The 11418-nt window shown below is 69.1% G+C and carries 12 protein-coding genes; 9 read left to right on the top strand and 3 right to left on the bottom strand.

Annotated features, from left to right (window positions below):
• The coding region (locus tag ADBZ5N_RS13605; protein ID WP_526258163.1) for an ABC transporter substrate-binding protein at nucleotides 1-657 on the bottom strand (657 nt) is incomplete at its 3' end.
• Nucleotides 658-834: 177 nt separating this feature from the next.
• Between ADBZ5N_RS13605 and ctaD the strand changes: the two genes are divergently transcribed.
• From ctaD to ADBZ5N_RS13565, 8 genes are read left to right on the top strand one after another with little or no spacing between them, the layout of a single operon-like run.
• Complete coding sequence (gene ctaD, locus ADBZ5N_RS13600; RefSeq protein WP_526258161.1) at nucleotides 835-2547, top strand: aa3-type cytochrome oxidase subunit I; 1713 nt, start codon at nucleotides 835-837, stop codon at nucleotides 2545-2547.
• A gap of 36 nt (nucleotides 2548-2583) precedes the next feature.
• Nucleotides 2584-3819 carry a phosphoserine phosphatase SerB gene (gene serB / locus ADBZ5N_RS13595; protein ID WP_526258159.1) on the top strand — a complete coding sequence of 412 codons (1236 nt, stop codon included), beginning with the start codon at nucleotides 2584-2586 and terminating at the stop codon, nucleotides 3817-3819.
• A complete protein-coding gene (locus tag ADBZ5N_RS13590; protein ID WP_526258157.1) occupies nucleotides 3819-4670 on the top strand; it encodes an ABC transporter ATP-binding protein in 852 nt (283 codons plus the stop codon). Before serB ends, ADBZ5N_RS13590 begins: the two co-directional genes overlap by 1 nt.
• A complete protein-coding gene (locus tag ADBZ5N_RS13585) occupies nucleotides 4667-5512 on the top strand; it encodes an NUDIX hydrolase (protein ID WP_526258155.1) in 846 nt (281 codons plus the stop codon). The genes ADBZ5N_RS13590 and ADBZ5N_RS13585 overlap by 4 nt, the downstream gene beginning before the upstream one ends.
• Before the next feature lie 2 nt (nucleotides 5513-5514).
• Entirely contained in the window at nucleotides 5515-6255 is a 741-nt protein-coding gene (locus tag ADBZ5N_RS13580) for an enoyl-CoA hydratase (protein WP_526258153.1), read from the top strand.
• A complete protein-coding gene (locus ADBZ5N_RS13575; RefSeq protein ID WP_526258151.1) occupies nucleotides 6252-7226 on the top strand; it encodes a class I SAM-dependent methyltransferase in 975 nt (324 codons plus the stop codon). The genes ADBZ5N_RS13580 and ADBZ5N_RS13575 overlap by 4 nt, the downstream gene beginning before the upstream one ends.
• Entirely contained in the window at nucleotides 7184-8407 is a 1224-nt protein-coding gene (locus ADBZ5N_RS13570) for a THUMP-like domain-containing protein (RefSeq protein ID WP_526258169.1), read from the top strand. The genes ADBZ5N_RS13575 and ADBZ5N_RS13570 overlap by 43 nt, the downstream gene beginning before the upstream one ends.
• 10 nt (nucleotides 8408-8417) lie before the next feature.
• Entirely contained in the window at nucleotides 8418-9086 is a 669-nt protein-coding gene (locus ADBZ5N_RS13565; RefSeq protein ID WP_526258149.1) for an esterase, read from the top strand.
• On the opposite strand, the gene ADBZ5N_RS13560 is transcribed toward ADBZ5N_RS13565, so the two are convergent.
• On the bottom strand, nucleotides 9083-10363 hold the full coding sequence (locus ADBZ5N_RS13560; RefSeq protein ID WP_526258167.1) for a BamB-related PQQ repeat family beta-propellar protein: 1281 nt from the start codon (nucleotides 10361-10363) through the stop codon (nucleotides 9083-9085). The genes ADBZ5N_RS13565 and ADBZ5N_RS13560 overlap by 4 nt on opposite strands.
• A 74-nt stretch (nucleotides 10364-10437) precedes the next feature.
• Here ADBZ5N_RS13560 and ADBZ5N_RS13555 point away from each other — a divergent pair, with 74 nt between their 5' ends.
• A complete protein-coding gene (locus ADBZ5N_RS13555) occupies nucleotides 10438-11178 on the top strand; it encodes an acyltransferase (RefSeq protein WP_526258147.1) in 741 nt (246 codons plus the stop codon).
• Between the two features lie 121 nt (nucleotides 11179-11299).
• On the opposite strand, the gene ADBZ5N_RS13550 is transcribed toward ADBZ5N_RS13555, so the two are convergent.
• A partial coding sequence (locus ADBZ5N_RS13550; protein WP_526258165.1) for a hypothetical protein occupies nucleotides 11300-11418 on the bottom strand: 119 nt, incomplete at its 5' end.

Below are 11418 nucleotides of genomic sequence, written 5' to 3'. Positions count from 1 at the left end.
GCCCGCCTTGCGGGCCTGGTCGACGAAACCGGCGATGAGGTCCTCGGCCGCGCGGGCGCGTCCGGTCGCCGCACCCACCAGGCGGAGGTTGTCCTGCCAGCGGGCCCCGGGTGCCGAGGTGAACACCGTCGGGGCGATCGCGGAAAGGGCCGGGTAGGCCTGCGGCGTCAGTTCCTGCGATCCCAGGATCAGGTCCGGCTTGGCCGCCGCGATCGCCGTCAGGTCGGGGGCGCTGCGGGTTCCGGCGCCCGGCGCGCCGTGCACCACGGTGCCCAGATACGACGGCTGGGTGTCCGACCCGTCGGGCAGGGCGGCGGCCACGATCCGCGACTGCAGACCCAGCGCACACAGCGCGTCGAGTTCGTCCCCGGCGAGCACCGCGATCCGCAGGGGGTCGGCTCTGACGGCAGTCTGGCCGCCGGCGTGCCGGACCGGGCCGGGCGGGCGGCCGTCGAGGCGGGCCGGTTCCGGCGCGCAGGACTCATCGGGGCGACGCTGGTTGCCCAGCACCCCCGCCGAGGCAATCTTGGTGGTGCTGGTGACGACGCTGCTGGTAGAGGCGCCGGCCGGGGCTTCGGGATCAGGCTTTTCCGACGCCGAACACCCACCGGCTGCCAGGGCAACCGCCAGAGCGGAAAACGTGGCGCGGATCAGCACTCCGCGACGGTAACACCCGGTGCCGGGAAACCCCCGCTGACCAGCGGTAGAACCCGCGACACCCGGGGATGGGACGCGAAATACGACAGAATGTAGGACCGGAGCCGCGCAAGGTCTGGTTTGGGGATAAGATGCGCCGTAGATTCATGGGACGTTCCCAGATGGTTGGAGGATCTTGTGACAGCCGTAGTGCCCCCCCGCGGAGAACTAGAGGCCCGTCGCCCGGCACCCATGCCCAGCGGGCCCAAGGGCAACTTGATCTACAAGGCCATCACGACGACCGACCACAAGTTGATCGGCATCATGTACGTGATCGCCTGCTTCGTCTTCTTCGCGATGGCCGGCCTGATGGCGCTGTTCATCCGCGCCGAGTTGACCGTCCCGGGTCTGCAGTTCCTCTCCAACGAGCAGTACAACCAGTTGTTCACCATGCACGGCACGGCGATGCTGCTCTTTTACGCCACCCCGATCGTGTTCGGCTTCGCGAACCTCGTTCTGCCGATTCAGATCGGCGCCCCCGACGTGGCCTTCCCGCGGCTGAACGCGCTCTCACTGTGGCTGTTCATCTTCGGCGCGCTGATCGCCCTCGGCGGGTTCGTCAGCCCCGGCGGCGCCGCGGACTTCGGCTGGACGGCGTACACCCCGCTCTCGGACGCCGTGCACTCACCCGGCGTCGGCGCCGACCTGTGGATTCTGGGCCTGGCCGTCGGCGGCCTCGGCACCATCCTGGGCGGCGTCAACATGATCACCACCATCATCTGCATGCGCTGCCCCGGCATGACCATGTTCCGGATGCCGATCTTCACCTGGAACATCTTCGTCACCTCGATCCTGGTGATTATGATCTTCCCGCTGCTGACCGCGGCGCTGTTCGCCCTGGCCGCCGACCGCCGGCTGGGCGCACATGTCTACGACCCGGCCAACGGCGGCACGCTGCTGTTCCAGCACCTGTTCTGGTACTTCGGCCACCCGGAGGTCTACGTCTTGGCGCTGCCGTTCTTCGGCATCGTCTCGGAGATCTTCCCGGTGTTCTCCCGCAAGCCGATCTTCGGCTACTCCACGCTGGTGTACGCGACCATCGCAATCGCCGCGCTGTCGGTGGCGGTGTGGGCGCACCACATGTATGTCACCGGTGCCGTTCTGCTGCCGTTCTTCTCGTTCCTGACCTTCCTGATCGCGGTGCCCACCGGCATCAAGTTCTTCAACTGGATCGGGACCATGTGGCGGGGCAAGCTCACCTTCGAGTCCCCGATGCTGTTTGCCTTCGGGTTCCTGGTGGTGTTCCTCTGCGGCGGCCTGTCCGGGGTTTTGCTGGCCAGCCCGCCGCTGGACTTCCACGTCAGCGACAGCTACTTCGTGGTCGCGCACTTCCATTACGTGCTGTTCGGCGTGATCGTGTTCGCCACCTACGCCGGTGTGTACTTCTGGTTCCCGAAGATGACCGGCCGTCTGCTCGACGAGCGGCTGGCCAAGGTGCACTTCTGGCTGACCATGATCGGCTTCAACGTCACCTTCCTGGTCCAGCACTGGGTCGGCGACGAGGGGATGCCGCGCCGCTACGCCGACTACCTGCCGTCGGACGGGTTCACCACGCTGAACATCGTGTCGTCGATCGGTGCGGCCATCCTGGGCGTGTCGATGCTGCCGTTCTTCTGGAACATCTTCAAGAGTTGGCGGTACGGCGAGGTCGTCACCGTCGACGATCCGTGGGGCCACGGCAACTCCCTGGAGTGGGCCACCTCGTGCCCGCCGCCGCGGCATAACTTCACCGAGCTGCCCAACATCCGTTCGGAGCGTCCGGCGTTCGAGTTGCATTACCCGCACATGGTCGACCGGATGCGGGAAGAGGCCCACGTCGGGCGCGCGCACCGCTCCGAGACCAACGCCTAGGCGGCACCGCAGACCCCTTCACGCCTCGGCGCTGCGATGACCGCAGAGAAGGTGTCGGTGTTGATCACCGTCACCGGCCCGGACCGGCCGGGTGTCACCTCCGCCCTGTTCGAGGTGCTGTCCCGCTATCCGGTGGAACTGCTCAACGTTGAACAGGTCGTCATTCGGGACCGCCTGACGCTGGGCGTGCTGGTCTCGGGCGCCGCGCCGGTCGCTGACGGGAAACCGTTGCGCACCGGGGTCACCGACGCTATCGAAAAGCTCGGCTTGGATGTCCGCATCGAGCGCAGCGACGACGTGTCGATCATCGCCGACCCGCCCACCCACACCATCGTTGTCCTTGGCCGACCCATCACCGCCGAGGCGTTCGGCGCGGTCGCCGCGGCAGCGGCCGCGTTGGGCGTCAACATCGACGTCATCCGGGGTGTCTCGGACTATCCCGTTACCGGGCTGGAACTGCGGGTCACCACCCCGGACGGGATGGCCAAGGAGTTGCAGGCCGCTCTGGCCCTGGTCGGCGCCGAGCAGGGCATCGACATCGCGGTGGAGGACTACACCCTGGAACGGCGCAACAAGCGCCTCATCGTCTTCGATGTGGACTCCACCCTGATCCAGGGCGAGGTGATCGAGATGCTCGCCGAACGGGCCGGTGCCGGGGAGGCGGTGGCCGCGATCACCGACGCCGCGATGCGCGGCGAGATCGACTTCGCCGAATCGCTGCATCAGCGGGTGGCCACCCTGGCGGGGCTGTCCGCCGAGGTGATCGACGAGGTCGCCGACCGGGTCGAGCTCACCCCGGGCGCGCGCACCACGATCCGGACGCTGCGGCGTTTGGGCTTTCACTGCGGCGTGGTCTCGGGGGGTTTCCGGCAGGTGATCGACCCGCTGGCCCACGAACTGATGCTCGACTTCGTCGCCGCCAACGAACTGGAGGTGATCGACGGCCGTCTCACCGGCCGGGTGGTCGGCCCGATCATCGACCGCGCCGGGAAGGCCAAGGCGCTGCGCGACTTCGCCACCCAGGCGGGGGTGCCGATGGAACAGACGGTGGCTGTCGGCGACGGTGCTAACGACATCGACATGCTCAACGCCGCCGGCCTCGGTGTCGCGTTCAACGCCAAACCGGCGCTTCGGGAGGTCGCCGACGCCTCGTTGAGCCACCCCTACCTGGACACCGTCCTGTTCATCCTGGGCGTCACCCGCGCGGAGATCGAGGCCGCCGACGCCGTCGACGGGGTGGTCAGCCGGGTCGACATCCCGCCCCGAGCCTGATGCTGCACGATAGGCAGGTGCCCGAGGAGCCCGTGGACGAGGATCTGCTGATCGACTTCCGGGGCGTCACCCTGCGCCGGGACGGGCGTCTGCTGGTCGGGCCGGTGGACTGGCAGGTCGAACTCGACGAGCGCTGGGTGGTCATCGGCCCCAACGGTGCGGGGAAGACCTCGCTGCTGCGGATGGCCGCGGCGATGGAGTACCCCTCCGAGGGCACCGCGACCGTGCTCGGGGAGCGGCTCGGCCGGGTGGACATGAGTGAACTGCGCCAGCGGGTGGGGCTGAGCAGTTCGGCTCTGGCGCAGCGGATTCCGGACTCGGAGGTGGTCCGTGATCTGGTGGTGTCAGCCGGCTACGCGGTGCTGGGCCGCTGGCGGGAGCGCTACGACGAGGTCGACTACCACCGGGCCATCGACACGCTGGAGAGCGTCGGCGCCGAGCATCTGACCGACCGCACCTACGGCACCCTCTCGGAGGGGGAACGCAAGCGGGTGCTCATCGCCCGGGCTCTGATGACCGACCCGGAACTGCTGCTGCTCGACGAACCGGCCGCCGGCCTGGATCTGGGCGGGCGCGAGGAACTGGTGGCCCGGCTGGCCGACCTGGCGGCCGACCCCGATTCCCCCGCCCTGGTGCTGGTCACCCACCACGTCGAGGAGATCCCGCCCGGCTTCAGCCACTGCCTGATCATGGCCGAGGGGCAGGTGGTCGCGGCGGGTCTGCTCGACGACGTGATGACCGCCGAGCACCTCTCGGCGGCCTTCGGCCAGTCCATCGCCGTGGACGTCATCGACGGGCGGTACTTCGCGCGGCGAGCGCGGGTCCGACCCGCTCACCGGAGGCGGGTATGACCGAACCGGTGCCGGTGCGACCGGCGGCCACCGTCATGCTGATCCGGGCGGCGTCGTCGACGCCTCCCGCAGGGCTGGAGGTGTTCCTGATGCGCCGGCACGGCGCGATGGAGTTCGCCGCGGGAATGACGGTGTTCCCCGGTGGCGGCGTCGACGACCGCGACCGGGACGCTGGACTGGTGGGCAACAGGGCCTGGTATGGACCCGAACCCGACTGGTGGGCAAGCCGTTTCGGCATCGAGGCCGACCTCGCCGAGGCGCTGGTGTGCGCTGCGGCCCGCGAGACGTTCGAGGAGTCCGGGGTGCTGTTCGCCGGACCCGCCGATGACCCCGACGGGATCGTCGCCGACGCGTCGGTCTACCACCGGGAGCGCGCCGCGCTGGAGACCCGCAGCCTGTCTTTCGGGGACTTCCTGCGCACTGAGAACCTGGTGCTGCGCGCCGACCTGCTGCGGCCGTGGTCGAACTGGGTCACCCCCAAAGAGGAGCGCACCCGCCGCTACGACACCTACTTCTTCGTCGGTGCGCTGCCGCAGGGCCAGCGGGCCGACGGGGAGAACACCGAGTCCGACCAGGCCGACTGGGCCCGTCCGGAGGCCGCCATCGAGGACTTCGCCGAAGGCCGTGCGCTGCTGCTTCCGCCGACCTGGAGCCAGTTGGACTCGTTGGCCGGACGCACGGTCGCCGAGGTGCTGGCGCTGGAACGGCAGGTCGCTACCATCGAGCCCGATATGACGGTGCTCGACGACGGGAACTGGGAGATCGAGTTCTTCGACTCCGGTCGCTACAACGAAGCCCGCCGCCGTGCCTCGCGGCGGCTTGGGCGGCCCGGGGGCCGGTGAGCATGCGGGAGTTCATCAGCGTCCACGTCAGCGACGACCACCCCGGCATCGGTGCGCTGGTGATCAACCGTGAGCCCACCAATGCGTTGACCCGGCAGGCCTTTCGGGAACTGGCCTCGGCCGCCGAGGAAATCGCCGGGCGCGCCGACATCACCTCGGTGATTCTGTTCGGCGGGCACGAGATTTTCTGCGCCGGTGACGATATGCCCGAGTTGGCCATGCTGGACCGCGCCGAGGCCGAGGCTGCCGACCGGTTGCGCCGCCGCGCCATCGACGCGGTGGCCGCCATCCCCAAACCCACTGTTGCCGCGGTCACCGGGTACGCCCTCGGCGCCGGCCTGAACCTGGCCCTGGCCGCGGACTGGCGGGTCTGCGGTGACAACGCCAAACTCGGTTCCACCGAGATCCTGGCCGGTCTGGTGCCCGGCGGCGGGGGGGCCGCCCGGTTGGCGCGGGTGGTCGGCGACGCCCGGGCCAAGGAACTGGCCTTCAGCGGCCGCTTCGTGGGGGCGAAGGAGGCTCTGGCACTGCGTCTGGTGGACGAACTGGTCGCCCCCGACCACGTCTACGACGAGGCCCTGGCCTGGGCCGGCCGCTTCCTCGACGCCCCCGCGGCGGCCCTGGCCGGGGCTAAAGCCCTGATCGGCGGCAGGTACGGCGGTGGCCTGGACGCCGAGGCTCAGGTGCAGCGCTACGGCGAAGTTTTTGCCGCGGCAAAGGGACAGTTAGGCTGCCCTTCATGACGCGCAGCGCTGACATGCCTCAAAGCCGGCCGCACGCGACCGCCGAAGAGGTGGAGGCGGCCCGCCATGACACCAAGCTGGCCCAGGTGCTCTATCACGACTGGGAGGCGGAGTCCTACGACGACAAGTGGTCGATCTCCTACGACCAGCGCTGCATCGACTACGCGCGGGGCCGCTTCGACGCGATCGTGCCCACCGAGGAGCAACGCCGCCTGCCCTACGACCGGGCTCTTGAACTGGGCTGCGGCACCGGCTTCTTTCTGCTCAATCTCATCCAGGCCGGGGTGGCCCGCCGCGGCTCGGTGACCGACCTGTCGCCGGGGATGGTCAAGGTCGCCGTCCGCAACGGGGAGTCGCTGGGCCTGGATATCGACGGCCGGGTCGCCGACGCCGAGGGCATCCCCTACGACGACAACACCTTCGATCTGGTGGTGGGGCACGCGGTGTTGCACCACATTCCCGACGTGGAGAAGTCCCTGAGTGAAGTGGTGCGGGTGCTCAAGCCCGGCGGGCGGTTCGTCTTCGCCGGCGAGCCGACCCGGGTGGGTAACGCCTACGCCCGCAAGCTGGCGGACCTCACCTGGAAAACCACGGTGCGGGCGATGGCGCTGCCCGGGCTGTCGAGCTGGCGGCGCCCGCAGGCCGAACTCGATGAGAACTCCCGCGCGGCCGCTTTGGAGTGGATCGTGGACCTGCACACCTTCGAGCCCGCCGATCTGGAGCGGATGGCTCAGCGGGCCGGTGCGGTTCAGGTACGCACGGCCAGTGAGGAATTCACCGCCGCGATGCTGGGCTGGCCGGTGCGCACCTTCGAGTCGACGGTTCCGCCGGGCAAGCTGGGCTGGACCTGGGCGAAATTCGCGTTCGGTAGCTGGACCACGCTGAGCTGGGTGGATGCCAACGTGTGGCGCCGGGTTGTACCGAAGGGCTGGTTCTACAACGTGATGCTGACCGGGGTCAAGCCCTCCTGAGCTTCATCCGTGCCGATGTCGCCTACTTGACCAGCGACGCCGGGACCGCCGCGCTGGCCGAGGTCGCGCGGTACGGGCTCACCGACACCAGCCTGCTGGCCGACGTCGCGGCGATCCGCGGACGGTTCGGTGAGCACACCAAAGTCCTGGTCGAAACCGTCCGGCTACGGCGCAAGGCAGCTGCCAAACTCACTGGACTGGGCGACGTTTCGGGGTGGCTGTTGACCGATGAGGCCTTGCAGCAGGCCACCACGGCGGTGGTGGCACAGCACCGCGCCCAACGACTGTCCGGGCAGGTGGTGCACGACGCGACCTGCTCGGTGGGCACCGAATTGGCCGCCCTGCGCGACACCGCCGACTATCTGGTGGGCAGCGATCTCGACGAGGTCCGGTTGGCCATGGCTGCGCATAACGTCGCCGGGGTTCCCCTGGTTCGAGCCGATGCACTGGCGCCGATCAGCCGCGACGCCGTCGTGCTGCTGGACCCGGCCCGCCGAACCGGCGGACGGCGCCGCTTCGACCCGCGCGCCTACAGCCCGCCCCTGGACGAGGTGGCCCAGGCCTACCGCGGCCGGGCCACCGTGGTGAAGTGCGCTCCCGGAATCGACTTCGACGCGGTGCGTCAACTGGGCTTCGATGGGGAGATCGAGGTGACCTCGGCCGGCGGATCGGTTCGGGAGGCCTGCCTGTGGTCGCCGTCGTTGTCGCAGCCGGGGGTGTCGCGGCGGGCAACGGTGCTCGGTGACGGCGAGCGCGCCGCAGAACAGATCACCGACGCCGAACCCGAGGACTGCGCGGTCGGTGACCCGGGCCGCTGGATCGTCGACCCCGACGGTGCGGTGGTGCGGGCCGGGCTGGTGCGGCACTACGCAGCCCGGCACGGCCTGTGGCAACTCGACCGTGACATCGCCTACCTCACCGGGGACCGGCTGCCGGCGGGGGTGCGTGGCTTCGAGATCATCGACCGGCTGCCGCTACGGGAAAAGGTTCTGCGGCAGGCGCTTTCGGCGTACGACTGCGGTTCGGTGGAGATCCTGGTTCGCGGTGTTGACGTCGACCCCGATGCCTTACGCCGCCGATTGCGGCCGGCCGGAGCACAGGCGCTCTCGGTGGTGATCACCCGTCTCGGGCACGGCGCTGAGGCTCGTGCGTCGGCGTTCCTGTGCCGGCCGTCCCGGTAGGCTGGCGGTCATGCGCATCGCGATTGCCGCGGCCCTGCTGTGCGGCGCCCTGGCGGCTGCGCCGGCGTCGGGTGCGCCGGCGTCGTGCGCAACCCTGGGCGGCGTGGTGGAAGCCGGGGCGCAGTGTCGTATTCAGTCCAGTGGAGCGGACCACACCATGGACATCACGTTCCCGCTGGACTATCCGGACAACCAGGCAATCGTCGACTACCTCAGCCAGACCCGGAGCGGATTCCTCAACGTCGCCCAAACCCCGGGCACCCGCACCGTGCCACACCAGATGACCGTCACCGCCGAGTCCTTCCGGTCGGCGCGCACCCGCAGTGTGGTGCTGACCCTGTTCCAGGAAGTCGGCGGCGCGCATCCGAGCACCTGGTTCAAGTCGTTCACCTACGACGTCGAACGCTCCCGCCCGGTCACGTTCGACTCGCTGTTCGCCCCCGACGCCAAACCGTTGGACGCCATCTTCCCGATCGTGCAACGCAGCCTGGAAGCCGAAACCGGCCTCGCCGGAAGTGTTTCCCCCGGCGACGGTCGCGACCCGTCGCACTATCAGAACTTCGCGGTGACCGACGATGCGCTGATCTTCTTCTTCGGCCGCGCCGAACTGCTGCCGTCCTACGCCGGGGAGACCTCAGTTTCGTTGCCGCGCAACGCCATTCCTCCGCTGCAGGTCTAGGCCTCGGGGACGAAGCTGAACACCTGGCCGCCACTGGTGGCCGTAACCACCCGGCGGTCGAAGCCCACCGACACCCCGACCGGGAAACCCGCGGCGTCCGGAAGCGGGTAGCTGTTGAGGGTGCGCCCGTCGGCCGGATCGACCACCAGCAACGCCAACCGCTGCGGACCGTCGGCGACCACGGTGTAGGCCACCCGGTCCCCGGCCTGGCTGGAGGTCGACAGCGGGATGACGTCGTCGCGGCGCCACACCACTTCGGCGCTGTCGCCGGAATCCTGGATCCCCACCAGACGGGTATCGGGGCCGCCGCCGGCGATGATCAGCCCGCCGGGTGTCACCGACGGTGGCGTCTGCGGCTGAAAGTCAAGGGGCACCGACCATTTCACACTTCCATCTGCGGCATTCAGCGCCCAAAGCCGGCGGTCGCGGCCGTTGACGTACACCGTCTGACCGTCAGCGGACAGCACTGGGCTGCCCAGCACCCCGGCCGTCACCGCGTCGCTGGTCCATTCCCGGGTCAGCAGGGCGGGCTGGCCGGGTTGGTAGCGCAGCGCGGTCAGCACCGATGCCCTGGCGCCGGGTTGCCACACCCCGAGCACCGCAAGCCCGCTGGCCGCGGAGAAGCCCGGCGCGGCGGCCACCGGGCAGCCTGGCAGGGACTGCTGGCAGTCGCTGACGCCGCGGGTGGCGTCGGTGGGGTCGACGCCCTCCACCAGATCCAGCGGGGTGCCGACCACGACGCCCTGGTGGGAGTCGAACACCAGCGCCTGACCCAGGTGCGTCACCACCAACAGTTGGCCGGCGCTGACGAAGCGCGCCGTGGTGGGCATCCCGATGACGTTGGTGCGCCAACGGACCCACTGCGTCGGCGGGTAGGACAGCATCAGGCCGGGCTGGCCGATGTAGAGGTTGTCGAACCCGTCGAACAGCGGGCTGGAGAACCCGCCGCCGAGATACATGCGGGTACACCAGCGCTGACGGCCCTTGTTGTCGTTCTCCCAGACCATCAGCGAGCAACCACCGGCAGTCTGGCCATTGACCGCCAGGTAGTTGTCCGGGCCCAGCGCCACGGCCGCGCCGAGTTCACCCTTGACCGAGCGGGTCCAGTCCAGAGCCAGCGCGGGCGCACCATCGGTGGGGGTGTAGCTGCTGTTCTCGGCGTTGGCGTACTGGGCCGACCAGCCCCGCGCCGCGATGGACTGCACCCAGTCGTCGGTGGTGGCGCAGCCGCTGATCACCAGCGTGGCCGACACCACGGCCGCCAGGTGCCGCAGCATCGGTGTCGGTCCCACGCAGGGGAGACTAACGGGTCGATGCAGCAGGCCGGCGGAGGCCGATAGGCTGACTGGCCATGACGAGCATGTGGGGTGCGCCGATCCATAAGCGCTGGCGGGGCTCTCGCCTGCGCGACCCCCGTCAGGCCAAATTCCTCACCGTGGCCTCACTGAAGTGGGTGCTGGCCAACCGCGCCTACACCCCGTGGTACCTGGTCCGCTACTGGCGCCTGCTGAAGTTCAAGCTGGCCAACCCCCACGTCATCACCCGCGGAATGGTCTTCCTGGGCAAGAACGTCGAGATCCACGCCACGCCGGAACTGGCGCAATTGGAGATCGGGCGCTGGGTACACATCGGCGACAAGAACACCATCCGCGCCCACGAAGGGTCACTGCGGCTGGGCGACAAGGTGGTCTTCGGCCGGGACAACGTCATCAACTGCTACATCGACATCGAGTTCGGCGATTCGGCGTTGATGGCCGACTGGTGCTACGTCTGCGACTTCGACCACAGGATGGACAACATCGAGATGCCCATCAAGGACCAGGGCATCGTCAAAGCCCCGGTGCGCATCGGCCCGGACACCTGGATCGCGGCGAAGGTCACCATCCTGCGCGGAACCCGCATCGGCCGGGGCTGCGTGCTGGGGGCGCACGCGGTGGTCAAGGGGGACATCCCGGACTACTCGATCGCGGTGGGCTCACCGGCCAAAGTGGTCAAGAACCGCAAGCTGGCGTGGGAAACCTCCGCGGCGGATCGTGCCGAACTGGCCGCCCACCTCGCCGACATCGAACGCAAGAAGGCTTCGCGAAGCTAGCCTCCTTCTCCCGCGGACCCCCGCGAGCCCCCGCGAGCCCCCGCGGGCAGACGCAAAGTCGTAGGAAAAGGCCGGATTTTGTGCGAGTTTGCGTCTGTTCGGCGCGCGGGCCGTGGTGCGCTCAGCGGTCGGGCAGGGCGTGCTCGACGATCGGCCGGCGTTCCAGCGGCTCACGTTCCCGCCGTTTGGCCCCCAGGTACACCTGCGCGGTGCGGGCGGCCACGGTGTGCCAGTCGAAGT

This window comes from Mycobacterium sp., from assembly GCF_044370595.1.
Classification (GTDB): domain Bacteria; phylum Actinomycetota; class Actinomycetes; order Mycobacteriales; family Mycobacteriaceae; genus Mycobacterium.
Note: the sequence above shows the minus strand (reverse complement) of the source record. Positions and strands in the feature narration are given on the sequence as shown.

Coding starts and splice junctions, on each gene's coding strand:
- ADBZ5N_RS13560 (WP_526258167.1), bottom strand. CDS start 10,363: ATGCTGCGGCACCTGGCGGCCGTGGTGTCGGCCACGCTGGTGATCAGC.
- ADBZ5N_RS13585 (WP_526258155.1), top strand. CDS start 4,667: ATGACCGAACCGGTGCCGGTGCGACCGGCGGCCACCGTCATGCTGATC.
- ADBZ5N_RS13555 (WP_526258147.1), top strand. CDS start 10,438: ATGACGAGCATGTGGGGTGCGCCGATCCATAAGCGCTGGCGGGGCTCT.
- ADBZ5N_RS13590 (WP_526258157.1), top strand. CDS start 3,819: ATGCTGCACGATAGGCAGGTGCCCGAGGAGCCCGTGGACGAGGATCTG.
- ADBZ5N_RS13565 (WP_526258149.1), top strand. CDS start 8,418: ATGCGCATCGCGATTGCCGCGGCCCTGCTGTGCGGCGCCCTGGCGGCT.
- ADBZ5N_RS13580 (WP_526258153.1), top strand. CDS start 5,515: ATGCGGGAGTTCATCAGCGTCCACGTCAGCGACGACCACCCCGGCATC.
- serB (WP_526258159.1), top strand. CDS start 2,584: ATGACCGCAGAGAAGGTGTCGGTGTTGATCACCGTCACCGGCCCGGAC.
- ADBZ5N_RS13575 (WP_526258151.1), top strand. CDS start 6,252: ATGACGCGCAGCGCTGACATGCCTCAAAGCCGGCCGCACGCGACCGCC.